The sequence below is a fragment of the Cobetia sp. 3AK genome (genome assembly GCF_029846335.1).
Classification (GTDB): domain Bacteria; phylum Pseudomonadota; class Gammaproteobacteria; order Pseudomonadales; family Halomonadaceae; genus Cobetia; species Cobetia marina.
Map to the genome: position 1 here is coordinate 34,340 of NZ_JARWKR010000009.1, position 16,831 is coordinate 51,170.

Genomic DNA, 16,831 nt, shown 5'->3' on the forward strand with positions numbered 1-16,831 from the left:
GCATGAAGATTGCCAGCGGGAGCGTCGCGCAACAGAGTGATGGCAAGCCTTGAGCGCTGCTGATCTACTCGGTTGTCAGCGGCAAGCCTTGACGCGCCAACCGGCGACGACGCTTGCTGAGACGAGTCCCGGTGATGCCTTCCAGCTCTTCCAGGGTCTTGCCCTTGGTTTCCGGCACGTACCGCAGCACGATCAGCAGACTGAGGAAGGTCAGCACCGCATAGAGCCAGAAGCTGAAACCGCCACCGACCAACTCATTGAGGAAGTCGCTCTGGCGCATCATCGGGAAGGTCTGGGTGACGATGAAGCCGAGCAGCCACTGTGCGGCGACGGCCAGCGACATGGCGCGTGCGCGGATGGCATTGGGGAATATCTCGGAGACCAGTGTCCAGCAGACACAGCCCCAGGAGATGGCAAACGACACCACATAGACGATCAGGGCGATCAAGGCGCTGATGCCCGGTTCGCCATTGCCGATCACGACACCCAGGAAGGTCATGCCGACGATGCTGCCCAGGCTGCCGGCGATCAGCAGCGGACGGCGCCCGACCTTGTCGATCAGCAGCATGCCCAGCAGGTTACCGGCGACGAAGGTGACGCCCATGATGGAAGTCTGCAGCAAGGCGTCTTCATTGCTGGATGTCACCGTCGACAGGACATCAGGCGCGTAATACATCACCACATTGATGCCAGTCAGCTGTTGGGCGGCGGCGATGAAGACCCCGATGGCCACCAGCCCCAACATTCCCTTGGTGCGCAGAGACGCGTGGCGTTTGCTCTCGTTGTGCTGGAAGGATTTCTGGATCTCGCCCAGGGTGCGCTCGATGGCATCGGCGTGATAGAAGCGCGCCAGTACCCGCCGCGCATCATCCAGACGTCCTTTCAACACCAGCCAGCGCGGGGATTCCGGTACGAAGGGAATCAGTACCGCGAACAGGATCGAGATGATGGCTTCCGATCCCAGCATCCAGCGCCAGCCATGATTCAGGATCCAGGTCTCGGCCATGCCCTTGGCGATGAAGTAGTTCACGAAGAACACCACCATCTGGCCAAACACCACGGATTGCTGGAACAGGCTGACGGTGCGCCCACGCATGTAGCCCGGTGACATCTCGGAGATGTACATCGGTGCCATGACGCTGGCCATCCCGACCGCCAGTCCCCCCAGAATCCGCCACCAGATATAGGCATCGAAGGAGCCCGCCAGGCCAGAGCCCAACGCGGAAGCCGTGAACATCACGGCTGACAGCATGAACACGGCCTTGCGGCCATAGGCGATGGACAGGCGACCGGCGATGAGGGCGCCACCGATGCAACCGATGACCACCGAGGAGACCGCCCAACCCTTCTCTGCGGCGGACAGGTCGAAATATTCTGCGATCGGCCCGATGGCCCCGGAGATGACCCCCGTGTCATAACCGAACAACAGGCCGCCCAGGGCAGCCACCAGAATGATCTTGATCAGAAAGACGAGCTGGGTTGGCGTGAGACGCTCTTGTGCAAGTGATGTGGGTGAGTTGGCTGAAGAGGCAGCGGTTTCGCGGCCAGGGTGTGAAGTGGGCATGACGACCTCTCGTGATCGATTGTTATAGTATTACGAGAACTGCTGAAGCAGATGTGGCTCGTACATTCATGGCCCGTGACGGACCACGCTGGCGAGACAAGTCATTGCGGTACCTTCCATGCCCTGCCGTCTTCTGGCGTGATGACGGCAGGGCTTCTTGCGGATCAAGCTTCGGCCAGCCCTTTCTCCAGTATGCTGCGTTCGATGAATTCGCGGCTTTCGCGGGCGTTTTCCAGCGCGCTGTTGTCCTTGGTCGGGTCAACGTCCTGCTCGACGGTGATCCAGCCTTGATAGCCGATGGAATCCAGACTCTCGCGGACCGCGTCAAAGTCCACACAGCCCTGTCCCAGCGGGCAGAACACGCCCTGGCCGATGGCGGTATAGAAGTCGATGCCATCCTTGACGACGTTTTCCAGCACCGGCGCCTGAATATCCTTGAAGTGGATATAGGCGACGCGCTCGCCGTAGGTGCGAATCAGTTCCGCCGGATCGATGCCTGCATAGGTGCAGTGCCCGGTATCGATGCACAGCTTGACCAGATCAGCATCCAGCTCAGCCATCGCACGGTCCACTTCATCGCGATACTCGATGTAGGTGCCGGCATGCGGATGCAGCACCGGTGTGACCGCATATTCCTGACAGATTTCCGCCACCTGACGGATAGTGACCATCATCTCGCGCCACTGCGCATCATCGAGACGGGTCGCGGTTTCCTGCTGGCCGGCTTCATCGGTACGTGGCGAGCTGACATGGTCGATGATGACCATGTAGTTGCCCTGCTGAGGCTTGAGCACTTCACAGGTCGCGCGGGTGTAATCCAGGATTTCCTGACGGCGTGACGCATCGTGGAGATGCTTGAAGATGGTACCGGCGATCAGCTCGAGCCCTCGACTGTCCAACGCGGACGCCAGCGCGGCCTGCTCGGTCGGCAGGTAATTGAGCGGGCCAAGCTCCGTCGCCTTGAAACCGGCGCCGGCGATTTCGTCGAGCACGGTCTGCCAGCTGGGATTGGCGGGGTTGTCGGCGAACTCGATACCCCAGGAACACGGTGCGTTGGAAAGCTTGATGTGCATGATGATGTCCTTCTTCTTGGCGTTGTCGTTGTCTTTCGGGATGACCATCGTCAGTGACGTGGAAATGAGGCCTCACATCGGGTGCCGAACGAGTGGCATCGATGGAGCCGACATGAGGCGCTCCTGATGTCGCAGTCAGATCAGAACGCGACCCAGCGATTCTCGTTGTCAGAGGATTCCACACAGCACTCCAGCAACCGCACGCCTTCGATGCCTGCATCGATATTGGGGAACCAGAGAGACTCCAGCTCCTGCTCCGACAGGCCAAGGTGTTGAGTACCTGTGCCATTCCGGCGTGCTTCAGCGCCCTGCATGGCGAGGGCATAACGGTGATAGACATTGGCCCAGGATTCGAAGAAGCCTTCCGCGTGGCCGCCGCCGATGCGATTGCTGTTCACGGCGTTGTCGCCCTCGGCCAGATAGCCCATGCCACGTTCCAGAATCCGTACCGGTTCGCCCTGGACCTCGTAGCGCAGCTGGTTGGGATATTCATCCCACCATTCGATACTGGCCTTCTCTCCCACCACACGAATCTTCTGCTGATGCATGGATCCCGCATTCACCGCACTGGCCCACAGTGACCCCACCGCGCCGTTCTGGTACTGGAGCAACACCTGGGCGTTGTCTTCCAGCGGCGCCCGCGAGGCCACGAAGCTCTGGCGGTGGCACATCAGGCGTTCGACCTTGAGTCCGGTGATGAACTGGCCGGCATAGAAGATGTGCGTCCCGAGATCCCCCAGCACATAGGTCGGCCCGGAAACGGCAGGACTGGTACGCCACTTGGCGCCGCTGCTGACCTGTTCGACCGGCTGGCTATGGAAGCCATGAGCGAATTGCATGTTGACCATGCGCACCGACCCCAGCTCACCCGACTGCACCATGGCACGTGCCTGATGCAGCATCTGATAGCCGCTGTAGCCATACATGACACCGAAGACCAGACCGCGCGCCTGTGCTTCAGCCTTGAGCTCCTCAGCCTCGGCAACCGTGAAGGTCACCGGCTTTTCACAGATCACATGCAGGCCAGCCTTGAGCGCCGCCAGGCTGATGGCATGGTGAGTACTGTTGGGTGTGGCGATGCTGACGGCCTGAATGCCATCGTCGCGGGCAGCTTCGCCCTCGAACAGGCTGGCGTAATCCGGGTAGCAACGCTCTGGATCGAGCCCCAGGTTGGTGCCGAATTCACGACCGCGTTCCGCGTCGAGATCGAAGGCACCGGCGACCAGCTGGAACAAGTTGTCACGATGGGCAGCAGCACGATGGGCGTGGCCGATTTCACTGCCACGGCCACCACCGACCATGGCCCAGCGCAGCGGCGCGAGATTGTGTTCTTCATTGAACATCAGAGATTCTCCTGGCAAATGCATGGGTGCTGATAATTGGCGTTGTCATTGCAGAGGGGTTCATGAGGCCCGTTGCTGCGTGCGCCAGGCCTCACGACTCACGCAGAATCAAAGCCCCGTAGAAACAAAGTCCCGTAGAAAAAAAGTCCCGCAGAATCAGAGCCCGCGACGCTGATGGACACGGCCGGCATTCATGGCGGCCACCTGCGCTTCATGCACGTCCTCGCGGACGACTTCCGGTAGCCCCACATCCCACCAGCAGTCACAGGAAGACCACTTGGTGGAATCGATATCCACCACGATGACGTAGGTGCGTGGGCTCTCCTTGGCGCGCTGGTAAGCGGCCCGGAAATCACTGATGTCACTCAGGTGCTCACCGTAGGCACCTTGCGACTGGGCATGCTGGAGGAAGTCGACGCGTACCAGCTCGTCGGCCTGGCTACGACAATCGGCCAGCATGTTGTTGAAGGAGGGGTTGCCGCTGTTGTTCTGCAGCTTGTTGATGACCGCAAACCCGGCGTTGTCACAGACGACAACGATCATCTTGTGGCCAGTCAGTACCGAGCTGTAGATATCGGAATTCATCATCATGTAGGAGCCGTCGCCGACCAGGACCACGACCTCGTTGTCGGGGTTGGCGATCTTGGCACCCCAGCCACCGGCCACTTCATAGCCCATGCAGGAGAAGCCGAACTCGATGTCGAACTTGCCGAGCTGCTTGCTCTGCCAGTTCATGTTCAGTTCTGCCGGCAGGCCACCGGCGGCCGTCAGCACGGTATCACCGGGCTCCTGCACCGCATTGACGCTGGCAATGACCTGGGCGTAGGACGCCATCTGCCCCGCGACGATCTCCCCGCGGTTGGCGCACAGGGATTTCCACTCGGCGACTTCAGCCTGGCCCTTTTCCAGCCAGCGCTGATCGGCCTGCCATTCACCCAACCCTGAATCAAGACGCACCAGCGTGTGACGAGCATCGCCGATGACCGCCATGGCGCGATGCTTGATGGCATCCATATGCGCCACGTTGACGGATACGATCTTCACCGCCGGATTGCGAAATACCGACCAGGACCCGGTGGTGAAGTCCTGCAGACGTGTGCCGATGGCCACCAGCACATCACATTGTGCTGCCATGGCATTGGCGGAATTCGAGCCAGTCACGCCGATGGGGCCCATATTGCAAGGGTGAGATTGCAGCAGGGAAGAACGCCCTGCGATGGTCTCGACCACCGGGATATTGCGACGCTGAGCAAACTCCGCCAGCAACTGATTGGCTTCGGAATAATGCACACCACCGCCAGCGATGATCAGTGGCTTCTCGGCCTTTTCCAGCAGAGAAATAGCCGCTTCAATCGAGCGTGTGTCAGCTTCCGGGCGACGAATATGGTGAATGCATTCTTCGAAGAGCGCCTCTGGATAGTCATAAGCCACGCCCTGGATATCCTGAGGCAATGAAATCATGACCGGGCCGCAATTGGCGGGATCCGTCAGGGTCGCGATCGCAGTCGGCAAGGACTGCATGAGCTGTGCGGGGTGAGTGATGCGATCCCAAAAACGAGTGACGGGCTTGAAGGCATCATTGACGCTCAGGCTGGGCTGATGGGCATGCTCGACCTGCTGCAGCACCGGGTCCGGCAGGCGCGAGACATGCGCATCGCCGGCAAACATCAGCAACGGCAGTCGGTTGGTATGCGCGATACCCGCCGCCGTGATCATGTTGGTGGCACCCGGCCCGATGGAGGTGCTCGCGATCCCGATCCGCTGACGCTTGTTGGCCTTGGCGTAGGCAACGGCAGCAACCGCCATGGATTGCTCATTCTGGCCGCGCCAGATCGGGATGGTGTCCTGGATGTTGTGAAGTTGTTGCCCCAGGCACGTCACATTGCCGTGACCGAAGATGGCGAACCCGCAACCGAACAAGGTCTCGACCTTACCGTCGATATCGATCTTCTGCGCCGCCAGATATCTGGCGATGGCTTCGGAGACGGTCAATTCTATCGTTTTCATTCCTCTCTCCCGACGAGCATATGGCGTTGTTTTATTGTGTGCATTCAGGTCGAAAAATCGGCACCTGAAGCTCAGTGATCATGACGCAGGAAAATGATGGTCAGCGCTGAATTCTTCACCGTTTGAAAAGACACTAGCAGTGCCTGAAAACGTTTTCATCCAAATTTCAAAAAAAAGGCCTCGCCTTGGATCAAAGTTCAATAAGGTCAATCATGCATGATTGAAGTGGCCTATCCGACAGGCAGAAAAGACACGTTTCACCTATCGAGAGGCGTATCAGCAACGTCGCCTTGCCCCGGCCCTCTTCCCCACGACACAGCCCATACAGACCCGTCCCTCTAGACCCGTCCATCTAGACCAGCCCACCATCCACGATATAGGTCTGCGCGGTGATCATCCGGCTATCATCCGCGGCCAGGAACAGCACCATCCGTGCGACGTCCTCCGGCTGCACACGTTGATGCAGACTCTGATTTTCCAGCACCTGGCGCTCAAGCTCCGGGTCCCACCACAAGGCTTTCTGGCGCTCGGTGATGACCCATCCCGGCAAGACCGTATTGACGCGAATTCCGGCGTCTCCCATGTCACGCGACAGCGTCCGCGTCAGGCCGATGGTAGCGGCCTTGGCGCTCGAGTAGCCTGTGATATCACGCGAACGCCGCAAGAAACTGGGAGAGCTGAAGTTGATGATCGACCCGCCGCCCGCTGCCTGCATGCCAGCAAACACCGCCTGGCTTGCGAAGACCACATGTCGCAGGTTGGTGGCCTGCAGGTTGTCCCATGTCTCGACATCCAACTCCGACAAAGGCACACGCGTATCCCGAGCCGCATTGTTGATCAGTACTTCAATCGTCCCGAACTCATCAGCGGCAGTACAGATCACAGCACGAAGCTGTGTAATATCGGTCACGTCACAATGCTGATAGCGTACCTTCCCACCTGTGCCTGAGAGCTGCTCCGCCAGCGCTTCGCCTGCCGCATCATCGATATCGACGAAGCTCACACAGGCCTGTTGCTTGCAGAAATGCTCGACCAGCGTGGCGCCAATGCCACTCGCGCCCCCACTGATGAAGACATGTCGCCCCTCAAGACTCGGATAACGTGCAAATTGACTCATGTTGCCTCTCCTCTCCTATCGCGGGTTCGTGACTTGCAGGTAACGCACGCCTCGATCAATACCCTTCGCGGTGATCCGTCTCGCGCTCCATGGCACTCAACAACTCGCGGGCCCCTGCCATCAGCAGACGAGTATCTGACCCGACGGTGACGAGGTCACAGCCACGTGCCAGCATTCGCTTCGCATGCGCAGCCCCCCCATTGTGGATACCGACGATCTTGTCATGCAGACGAGCCCGCTCGATGAGCTGACCGATCAAGGTATCCATCGGGCCATCTCCGTGATCGAACCCCGGAGCATGGCCATGAGAGAGCGCCAGATCCGCGGGACCGATATAGAGGCCATCCAGCCCCTCCACGGCAAGAATCTCTTCCAGGTTCGCCACACCTTCGCGGGTCTCGATCATGCCCAGCACCAGCATCTCGTCATTGGCATGCTTCGCATAATCTGCCCCGCCATACAGCATGGCGCGATGAGGGCCGAAGCTGCGCATCCCCAGCGGGGGATAGCGGCAGGCAGCCACCAGTGCCCGGGCGTCTTCCGCGTTGTTGATCAAGGGAGCAATCACCCCATAGGCACCGGCATCCAGCACCTTCATGATCAAACCGGGTTCCAGGCTCGGCACTCGCACCAGCGGAACGGTGTCAGTGGTGGAGATGGCCGTCAGCATCGGCAGCAGATCGCTGTAATCGATCACCCCGTGCTGCAGGTCGATGGTCAGGCTGTCCCAGCCCTGATGGGCCATGATCTCTGCCGAAAAGGCACACGGCATGGAGAGCCAGCCATTCACGACGCCCTCCTTTCGGGCAATGCGTTGCTTGAGGCGATTGAGGCGCATGGGGTCTCCCTCTGGAGTTCATCAATGGTGGAAGTCACAAGGGACAGGTCACTCGTGAGGCTCACGAATCGTGACCCGGGAGGGTGAGCGTTCCCCACTCGGCATGTCGGGGGATGCTGGAGAGCGAGAGGCAAAGGCGGCGACGGGGACGCCCGGCACCTCAACCTCCAGGGCGAACACGCTGCCGGACAAGGGGGCCGCGGCCAGCGCCTCAGGGCTCATGCCCTTGCGCAAGGTCGTCACGTAAAGCGTTGTCATGTCGGCCCCGCCGAAGCACGGCATGGTCGGGCCGGGACATGGCAGGTGGACCTGGCGCGCCAGACGTCCCTCGGCATCCCAATAATTGAGCACTCCGCCAAAGACGCCTGCACTCCAGTAGCCTCCCGCCATATCCATCGCTCCGCCATCGGGGCGGCCGTGCAGTGCAGGCTGGGTCTCGGCGAATACCCGCGGTGTGCCCATGACACCACTTTCCGGGCAGTAGTCCGCAACATGGATGGTGTCGCGTCGCGTATCCGCAAAAAGCATGCGCCGTCCATCAGCGCTCCAGGCCAGGCCATTGGCGACGATGAGACCTGACTGCAGCCGTTGGGTCTGTCCAGTGGGAGCGACATCATAAAAATGCCCCAGCGGCCGTGAACGACTCGCCTCATCCATGGTGCCGATCACGAAGTGTCCATTCGGCGCGACCTTGCCATCATTGAAGCGCGTGCCAGCCAACGGCTCTCCGGGTGGGCAGGCCAGGAACTCCAGTGCACCAGACGCGAAATCGAGCAGATGGATTCCCGAGCGCATGGCAACGATCAGACGCCCATCGGCACAGCGCCCGAAGGCACCCAAGGTCTCTGGCAGCACGCGACGCTCTCGCTTGCCATCACTCAGGCAGTAGCGCTCGATCGCCGGGGCATAAAGGTCTGCCCAGAACAGGCTATTGCCACTGGCATCCCAGACCGGGGATTCCCCCAGTTCCGCCCGGGCCTCTATCAGCAGTTCAATTTCCGCCATTTCCTGGACTCCCGTCGACGATGGCCATGGCGCCTGCGTGGGCGCACGCCTTCCAGACCTTTGCTCCGATACCCTCGACCTCATCTCCCTGCTTCACGCAGCGACGCTCAATAGATATCGGGTTCAGGGGTACTGCCAGGCGCGCCATTGGCAAAGTCGAAGTCACAGCCTTCATCCGCCTGGGTGACATGTGCCTTGTAGAGAGAGGCATAGCCGTGAGGGTGCCGATCCCTGGGCGGCTGCCAATCCGCCAGTCGGCGCTGGATCTCCTCTTCGTCGACCATCAGGTCCAGCCGACGATTGGGGACATCGACCGCGATGATGTCACCGGTCTGAACGATGGCCAGCGGCCCGCCGACGGCGGCTTCCGGCGCCACATGCAGAATGCAGCTGCCATAGCTGGTGCCGCTCATGCGCGAGTCGGAGATCCGCAGCATGTCGCGCACGCCTTGTTTCAGCAGCTTGGCCGGAATCGGCATCATGCCCCATTCCGGCATGCCGGGGCCGCCCACCGGCCCGCCATTCTTGAGCACGATGATGCTGTCGGCCGTGACCGGGAGGTCCTCATCATCGATACGTGCCTTGAGGTCGGCGATGTTCTCGAACACATAGGCAGGCCCTTGATGGACATGCAGGCGAGGGTCCGCCGCGGTCGGCTTGATGATGGCGCCCTTCGGCGCCAGGCTGCCGGTCAGCACGGCAGTCCCGCCCGAGGCATTGACCGGATTGTCCAGCGGGAGAATGACTTCCGGGCGCCAGACCTTGGCACCCTCGATGTTGTCGCCCAGGGTACGGCCGGTCACGGTCATGGCGGAGAGCTTCAGCTCACTGCCGATGCTCGTCATCAAGGCCGGAAGCCCTCCGGCATAGAAGAAGTCTTCCATCAGATATTCGCCGGAAGGCTTGAGGTTCAGCACCAGCGGCACACGACGCGATATCTCGTTGAAGCGCTCCATCGGCAGCGTGATTCCGAGACGCCGCGCCATGGCCACGATGTGGATGATGGCGTTGGTCGAGCCACCGATCGCCATGTCGACGGCAATCGCGTTATCAAAGGATGCCTCGCTCATGACATCGGTCGGCTTGAGATCTTCCCAGACCATTTCCACCGCTCGCTTGCCGCTGGCGTAGCACATCCGGTTGTGATTGGCGTCCACCGCGGGAATGCTCGAGGCCCCCGGCAGGCTCATGCCCAGCGATTCCCCGATCGACATCAGTGTCGCGGCCGTGCCCATGGTCATGCAGGTGCCCGGAGAGCGGGCAATACCGTTCTCGATCTCGTTCCAGTCACTCTGACTGACATTGCCGATACGACGCTCGTCCCAGTACTTCCAGACATCCGTGCCGCTGCCCAATACCTGGCCACGATAGTTGCCACGCAGCATGGCACCGGCAGGTACATAGATAGTGGGCAAGTTCATCGAAATGGCCCCCATCAGCACGCCCGGTGTGGTCTTGTCACAGCCACCCATCACCACTGCCCCATCCACGGGGTAGCTGCGCAGCAGTTCCTCGACTTCCATGGCCAGCATGTTGCGATACATCATGGCGCTGGGCTTCATCAATTGCTCACCCAGTGACATGGCAGGCAATTCGACAGCAAAGCCCCCCGCCGCCGTGATGCCACGCTTGATATCCTTGACCCGCTCAGGGAAGTGGGAATGGCAGGTATTGAGGTCATTCCAGGTATTGATGATCGCGATCACCGGCTTGCCGACGAACTCCTCTCCCCAATAGCCCATCTGCTTGACGCGGGAGCGATGCCCGAAAGAGCGCAGATCATCCTGCTTGAACCAGCGATTACTGCGCAGATCGTCGACCCCTTTCCTGTTCATCCCGTACTCCTTGCAACGTGATTGACCGAACAATGGCGTAGCAGAACCCGCACCGGCTGCCGCGAGGGCGACCCGTCATTGCGTCATTCCTGAATGAAGTGGCGTTGGCTATCTCAATGGAACCATCGAATCAGCGCGCCAATTGACTGTCCCGCCGCGAGGGCAGAGACACCCAGTCACCATTGCGCCGACTTGAGTCGAGCGCGGTGGCGGCGAATTCGACACCGCGGACCCCGCTACGGATGTCGGGGTACCAGAGGGCAAGCGGATCGACAGGCATGCCCTGCTGGCTGGCCGTGATGTCTTCATGAAGATCGCTGTACAGCGAGGAAAAGGCTTCGCGATACCCCTCGGGATGTCCAAAGGCCACTCGCGAGATACGCGTGGAGGCATCATGCAGGCCGGCCGCTCCCTTGGAGAGCAGTAAAGGTGCGCCATCGAGCCGTCGGAACAGGAGCTGATTGGGGGTTTCCTGGTGCCACTCAAGACCGCCGAGATTGCCGAAGATCCGGAAGCTCAGGCCATGTTCTGCGCCGGCCGCCGCCTGGGTAATCCACATCAGCCCGCGGGCGCCATTGGCATAGCGCAACAGTACGTTGGCGTTATCGTGCGCTTCGCGTCCGGCCACGCTGGCGGTCACGTCGGCACTCAACTCACTTGTCTCAAGTCCGGAAACATACTCGAGCATATGGAAGGCGTGAGTCGCGATGTCATTGAGAATCATCGATTCTCCCGCGATGGCCGGATCCATGTGCCAGTCATGCCCCGCCTTCTCGGCATCCGTCAGGCTGGCCAGATGCCCCTGGACGTAGTCACATTGCAGCTGACGAATCTCGCCCAGTTCCCCGTTCTCGATCATGGCGCGTGCCTGACGCACCATCGGATAGCCGGTATAGCCATAGGCCATGCAGAAGCGCAGCCCTGCCCGCTCGGCGATCGCTTCAAGCTCTTTCGCCTGAGCCGGATCATTGACCAGCGGCTTTTCACAGACGACATGAAAGCCCAGCTCCAGAGCCAATCTGGCCAGGGCGAAGTGACTGTCGTTGGGCGTGAGAATGGCGATGACCTCAGCCCCATCTTCACGAGCGGCTTCCTCGCGCAGCAGTGACTCACCATCGCCATAACCACGTGCGATGTTGAGTTGCTCCGCCTGCTGGCGTGCACGCTCAGGATTTGAGGACAGCGCCCCTGCCACGACGCGGTACCGCCCATCCATCTGTGCCGCTGCACGATGGACCTGACCGATGAAGGACTGGACACCGCCCCCTATCATCCCCAGACGCAATATCTGTGGAGTCTCGTCATGAGACTGGGTCTGGAGGCGTTCGGCGCAAGCGGTTGTGGTCGGCTGAGTCATGGTGCATCCCGGCTTCAGGCATGAATGGCATTGTTGTTTTCTCGCGCACCACCGTCGTGAACCTCTTGGCGTCGGTGCGCGGCATACCGAGCAGCCTAGCGCAGCCAAACCGGCTTTGAAAATGTTTTCAAAGCCATTTAGACCAAGGGACGAGACGGGAGAAAACCAGGTGATCCGATGGGGTTCAGCGCATGGCGCATGGCACCTGGAAGATGAGCGCCTGAAAGATGTAGTCGCTGTGCAAGCGCTGGAAGACAGGCGCGAAGTCCAGAGAGAATCCTCTGAAGCTTCATCCAGAGTGAGACGTATCCAGAGCAGGTTTCGTCAAGAGTGGGTCTCAGCCGACGTGCTGGGTCGTGCCGCGCTGGGTGATATGACATGGCATGATGATACGGTCTGGCGCCGTATCCCCTTGCTTGATGCGCACGAACAACAACGACACCGTCTTGTTGACCATTTCCGTGAAGGGCTGGCAAATCGTCGTCAGATCATAGGATTTGCTTGAGGCAAAGCGGATGTCATCCACCCCGACGATGCCGATGTCCTGCGGAATCCGGTGAGAGAATTCGTGGCGAATCGCATCCATGCCACCACAGGCCATGATGTCATCGAAGTAGAAGATACTGTCAGGAATGACCTCGGCGGCAGCGAGCAACTCACAGGTCGCTTCATATCCTGCGTCGTAGCTGTGACGGTGCCCCTCGCCCACGCCATGCAGCGTGAGTCCGCGCTGCTCCAGGCGCTCGATGAAACCACGCTTTCTGTCCAGCGTGGCCTGTTCCTTGGTCGATGCCCCCACATAGGCCAGGCGACGATAGCCATGATCAATGAGATGATCCGCCGCCATTCGGCCCATCTCGACATCGTCACAGGTAACGACGCTTGCACCGGAGTCTTCGCCATCACGCCCAAAGATCGCGACCGGCGTGTTCTGCCTGGCACAGGCTTCGACCAGCTCAGGAGGGACAGAGGCCGACGTGACGATCAGTGCATCGACGTGATACTCCATCACCAACGAGACGGCTTCCGAAATGCTTTTCTCGGTGTTCACGTTGATCAGCAACGTATGGCAGTTGTGTCGTTGTATGGCCGCCGAAAACTCGCTGAGAATCGCCAGATAGACCGGATTCTCGAAATTCGTCACGAGAATGCCGATCAAGCTGGACTGTGACTTGATGCCTCTCGCCAACCGATTCGGCTTGTATCCCAGGCGCTCTGCTACCGCCAGAATACGACGGCGCATCTCGGGTGAACTGCTCCCTTCCGGATTCATGGCACGCGAGACCGCCGCTATCGAGACATTGGCCTCTCTGGCCACATCCGTGATGGTGACGCGCTTGGTGGCAGGTGCGCTGTCGGTTTTTTTCATGCTCTCTCCCTAACGAGGCTCAATGCCCAATATCTCATCAAGGCATCCCACCCCACATTGGATAATCATTGGCCGACCATATCGCGGATCACGCAAGCATGCAGCAGGCACATGATGAAGGATACAGCCGTATCACGTTGGCTATGACGTGTGCCACCAGAGAGTCAATATCCTCCTTTCGATAACACGACCCTGGCGACTATCTCTAGCAGCATGAGTGCTCAGGACCACAGTAGAACTGACGCAACAGACGATGCATCGGTTACTGAAGCCTCGTCGTGGTACACCCGGACGATGACCTTGGATACGACTTGGAGGTCGCCGATCACGAAGATATTGCAAAGGGCTTTGGCAGTAGATGTATTGCTATGCCCCTATAGCCCCACTTGGCAATGGGCCAATGAGCACATCAATGGCTTGGCACGGCAGTACTTCTCCAGGGAGCAGTCTCCAAGAATGTCAGTACAGCTGGGCTACGCAAGATGCGTCGAGAAACCGAATGACCATTCCCGACAACGCCTCTGCTGTCGAATAGCCATCCCAGGTATTCTCGAGAAAATATTTTAAAACCCTGCATGCCATGCGTGCTGCTCTTGTTGTTGGAGCTCAGACACAAAAAACCGATGCCTGCAAAATGCAAGCATCGGTAACATAAAATATATATATTAAAAAAACTTCACGAATCGGACAGTTTATCCCATTCTTTTTCAGCATCTTCTTTCTTCATGCCATAACGCTCTTGAACCTTCCCGACAAAGTGCTCCTTGCGACCCGCAATTTCGTCGACATCTTCATCGGTAAGCTCTCCCCAACCTTCGCGCACCTTACCTTTGAGTTGCTTCCACTTACCTTCGGCGATATCGCTATTCATGGCAGCCTCCTAAATAAAACAGATAATGCGACAAATAAAAATCAACCAATGACCCGTCACATGCTGTGATTGAGCCTCATGGCAGGCCACGAATATAAGCTAGCACAGATATTAGTGGTCAACAACAGCCCTACCGCTTCAACTCATTGGTGGCGCTGCCATTGACTTGAAATGAAATATAGCGCGAGCCAGCAAATCCGATACAACATCATCGACAAAAAGTTCCCTTCATCTTTCCGTGGCATATCGTCATTTACCGACTCCCAACAATCAATATAAAAACCGTCATTAAATGTATAGGAAAAAACGTTCAGCATAACTCATCGACAACTCACTGTAGGGTGCCGGATGATCTATTTTCACAACGAATCTATCCTTTATTAGCCTCTCGTAAACGCATCAAGTAATTCATACAGGAAAATCATCATGGTTATCAAGCTGTATAAGCAAGCGATAACGACACCGAAAATTCATGCCGACTTCCCAAGCAACTCCTTCCAGCATTACGGAGAAAAGATCTCGCTGGTCAGTTTGGGATCAGCGTCTCAACCATCCAGCGCTAGCGTTACAAAAAACCCGCGGCTAACCGCGGGCAAGATCGAAACACTGGCAGGCGATGACTGGCTTGGCGTCCTGTTCCTAGAACCATACCTCGCTCTGGACACCGAAGGCCCATTCACCTCCCGTGAAACCTGCACTCCCGAGCGCATCTTCATCCGAGAAGTCATTGAGCTCCTCATCCCAGTCACTCCAGGACGCGAACAGGCGGATTTCCGGACGTTTCCAGAAGCCACCGACTTCAGGCTTGAAGGTCGGTGCGATGGTGAATTTTCGATAGCTCCCTTCCACGGCAGTGCCTGAGGCACCGGGGTCAAGATCCATCCATTGATAGCTGAGTTCGTATTGCATCTCGAAATTCGCCGTCAGCTCATTGGCCAGACGCGCATTGAACGTCGCCCAGGAGTATTCGTCGCCTTCGGCATAACGGTCTTCACTGACTTCCGCCAGCACGGCCGGTGCCAGACGCCACTTGGGCGCGAGATAGGTCGTGCCATACAGACCGAGTCGAGTCGAGGTCGCATCATCTGTCAGATTCCCGTCACCCCCGATGACCTTCGTCTCCGCGCCAAGCCCTCGGCCATGCAGCACGGCGGCCTTGAAGCTGCCGTCGGCGAGACCAAAGAAGCTGTCGCCATGATAGGCCAGCATGGTATGGAACCCGGAATCCGCGGCTGTGGCGCCCGTATCCATGGCGCGCTCTTCGTTGTCTGCGGCAGACAATGCACTGACCATCCACTGCCAGTTGCCGACGTAGTTGTTCATCGTGAAGGTCAGGTTGTCGGTATCGCCGCCAGTGTCGGAATCCTCGGTCGGATATTCACTGTAACTGCGTCCGTAGACCGAGAAGTTGGCTTTCCAGTCATCGGTGAGCTGGACGTCGTAGATACCCGCGCCGGTGCCGGCAAGGAAGATGAAGTCACTGTCGAGCCAGTGGATGTCGAAGTTGTCCCGATCGAAGCGCTTGCCGGCCCAGATGGCGGAATTCTCGAAGGCGCCAGTGAAGCTCGGCAGATCGCTCAATTCCACGTAGACCTGTCGTACGTTCAGGCTGGACTCGTCCGAGGTCCAGTCGTTGCTGGTCTCCACCCCGTCGGCAATCATGGTGCGGTAGTGCGCCTTTGCCCCGTTATCGTAGCGCGTCTTGTAGTTGAGCACCGTCTCGACATAGGTATCGGGCTCATTCCCCAGCCGCCCGACCGCTCCCCCCACCGACCCCGCCGGGGTGAGATAGGGGCCGCCGTCAATGCTCTTGCCCCCCTCCCCGATCAGGAGACCTGAGCGGGCATAGGCATTGAAGGAGAAACCTTCCTCGCCACTGGCCTGACGCTCCACGGCGGCCAGACGCTCTTCGAGGTCCTCGGTCTGCGCGGTCACGCGCGCGGGTTGATCAGTCTCATTCGTTCGGCGCTGAACGGCCATCGCCTGCTCTGCCTCGGCGGCGCGACGCTCAGCCGCTCTGGCCCGCTGTTCAGCGTCATTGATGCGCTGCTCCAGCTCTGCGAGCCGCGCCTCGATGTCGCCCGTGCTGTCGGCAGTGGCGAGACCACTGGTACTCATGATGGCAATGGCAACAGCCATGGCCAGAGGGGCCTTGAGCGGGCGCTGGGGGGAAGTAGTCATGTTGGAGAGAGCCTTTGTTGTTGTTGACGAATCACTCGCTTGGCGATGATCAGCGAAGTGGCGCCTTCGTCATTGGCGTTGTCGTAGGCGCCATACTCACTTAATCGTTTAAGACCCTAGTGGCAATCTGGCCTCTCAGACACACGACCTATGTCGAAATTCGACCAAAGGGGAGCGATCACCGCATATAACTCCCATTTCTGGCGACATATCAGCGACAGCAAGACCAAAGTTCAGGTTGCGGATATCGACGCCAATCGCTTGACTGTGA

12 protein-coding genes are annotated in these 16,831 nt (G+C 59.0%); all 12 read right to left on the reverse strand.

Annotation, left to right across the window (positions count from 1 at the left end; all coding sequences use genetic code 11):
• Positions 1-64: 64 nt before the first annotated feature.
• Entirely contained in the window at positions 65-1,564 is a 1,500-nt protein-coding gene (locus QD228_RS13280) for a sugar porter family MFS transporter (protein WP_084208921.1), read from the reverse strand.
• A 164-nt stretch (positions 1,565-1,728) separates the two neighbouring features.
• A complete protein-coding gene (locus tag QD228_RS13285) occupies positions 1,729-2,685 on the reverse strand; it encodes a TIM barrel protein (RefSeq protein WP_279875826.1) in 957 nt (318 codons plus the stop codon).
• A gap of 92 nt (positions 2,686-2,777) precedes the next feature.
• Complete coding sequence (locus tag QD228_RS13290) at positions 2,778-3,980, reverse strand: Gfo/Idh/MocA family oxidoreductase (RefSeq protein WP_279875827.1); 1,203 nt, start codon at positions 3,978-3,980, stop codon at positions 2,778-2,780.
• 156 nt (positions 3,981-4,136) lie between these two features.
• The gene (gene iolD, locus QD228_RS13295) at positions 4,137-5,987 is read right to left on the reverse strand and encodes a 3D-(3,5/4)-trihydroxycyclohexane-1,2-dione acylhydrolase (decyclizing) (RefSeq protein ID WP_279875828.1); all 1,851 of its coding nucleotides are present in this window, start codon (positions 5,985-5,987) and stop codon (positions 4,137-4,139) included.
• A 352-nt stretch (positions 5,988-6,339) separates the two neighbouring features.
• Positions 6,340-7,104, reverse strand: coding sequence for an SDR family oxidoreductase (locus tag QD228_RS13300; RefSeq protein WP_084208925.1), 765 nt, complete (start codon positions 7,102-7,104; stop codon positions 6,340-6,342).
• A 55-nt stretch (positions 7,105-7,159) separates the two neighbouring features.
• A complete protein-coding gene (locus tag QD228_RS13305; RefSeq protein ID WP_279875829.1) occupies positions 7,160-7,942 on the reverse strand; it encodes an aldolase/citrate lyase family protein in 783 nt (260 codons plus the stop codon).
• Between the two features lie 48 nt (positions 7,943-7,990).
• On the reverse strand, positions 7,991-8,947 hold the full coding sequence (locus tag QD228_RS13310; RefSeq protein ID WP_279875830.1) for an SMP-30/gluconolactonase/LRE family protein: 957 nt from the start codon (positions 8,945-8,947) through the stop codon (positions 7,991-7,993).
• A 107-nt stretch (positions 8,948-9,054) separates the two neighbouring features.
• Complete coding sequence (araD, locus tag QD228_RS13315) at positions 9,055-10,782, reverse strand: L-arabinonate dehydratase (protein ID WP_279875831.1); 1,728 nt, start codon at positions 10,780-10,782, stop codon at positions 9,055-9,057.
• A gap of 130 nt (positions 10,783-10,912) precedes the next feature.
• Complete coding sequence (locus QD228_RS13320; protein WP_279875832.1) at positions 10,913-12,139, reverse strand: Gfo/Idh/MocA family oxidoreductase; 1,227 nt, start codon at positions 12,137-12,139, stop codon at positions 10,913-10,915.
• A 337-nt stretch (positions 12,140-12,476) separates the two neighbouring features.
• A complete protein-coding gene (locus QD228_RS13325) occupies positions 12,477-13,508 on the reverse strand; it encodes a LacI family DNA-binding transcriptional regulator (protein ID WP_084208930.1) in 1,032 nt (343 codons plus the stop codon).
• A gap of 676 nt (positions 13,509-14,184) precedes the next feature.
• Entirely contained in the window at positions 14,185-14,379 is a 195-nt protein-coding gene (locus QD228_RS13330; protein ID WP_054555838.1) for a CsbD family protein, read from the reverse strand.
• A gap of 639 nt (positions 14,380-15,018) precedes the next feature.
• On the reverse strand, positions 15,019-16,560 hold the full coding sequence (locus QD228_RS13335; RefSeq protein WP_255303009.1) for a carbohydrate porin: 1,542 nt from the start codon (positions 16,558-16,560) through the stop codon (positions 15,019-15,021).
• Positions 16,561-16,831: the final 271 nt, after the last annotated feature.

What these genes read in the sequence shown, in the direction of transcription:
- QD228_RS13300 (WP_084208925.1), bottom strand. Translation starts at nt 7,104, where the DNA reads ATGAGTCAATTTGCACGTTATCCGAGTCTTGAGGGGCGACATGTCTTC.
- QD228_RS13280 (WP_084208921.1), bottom strand. Translation starts at nt 1,564, where the DNA reads ATGCCCACTTCACACCCTGGCCGCGAAACCGCTGCCTCTTCAGCCAAC.
- QD228_RS13320 (WP_279875832.1), bottom strand. Translation starts at nt 12,139, where the DNA reads ATGACTCAGCCGACCACAACCGCTTGCGCCGAACGCCTCCAGACCCAG.
- QD228_RS13305 (WP_279875829.1), bottom strand. Translation starts at nt 7,942, where the DNA reads ATGCGCCTCAATCGCCTCAAGCAACGCATTGCCCGAAAGGAGGGCGTC.
- QD228_RS13335 (WP_255303009.1), bottom strand. Translation starts at nt 16,560, where the DNA reads ATGACTACTTCCCCCCAGCGCCCGCTCAAGGCCCCTCTGGCCATGGCT.
- QD228_RS13290 (WP_279875827.1), bottom strand. Translation starts at nt 3,980, where the DNA reads ATGTTCAATGAAGAACACAATCTCGCGCCGCTGCGCTGGGCCATGGTC.
- araD (WP_279875831.1), bottom strand. Translation starts at nt 10,782, where the DNA reads ATGAACAGGAAAGGGGTCGACGATCTGCGCAGTAATCGCTGGTTCAAG.
- QD228_RS13310 (WP_279875830.1), bottom strand. Translation starts at nt 8,947, where the DNA reads ATGGCGGAAATTGAACTGCTGATAGAGGCCCGGGCGGAACTGGGGGAA.
- QD228_RS13330 (WP_054555838.1), bottom strand. Translation starts at nt 14,379, where the DNA reads ATGAATAGCGATATCGCCGAAGGTAAGTGGAAGCAACTCAAAGGTAAG.
- QD228_RS13285 (WP_279875826.1), bottom strand. Translation starts at nt 2,685, where the DNA reads ATGGTCATCCCGAAAGACAACGACAACGCCAAGAAGAAGGACATCATC.
- iolD (WP_279875828.1), bottom strand. Translation starts at nt 5,987, where the DNA reads ATGAAAACGATAGAATTGACCGTCTCCGAAGCCATCGCCAGATATCTG.
- QD228_RS13325 (WP_084208930.1), bottom strand. Translation starts at nt 13,508, where the DNA reads ATGAAAAAAACCGACAGCGCACCTGCCACCAAGCGCGTCACCATCACG.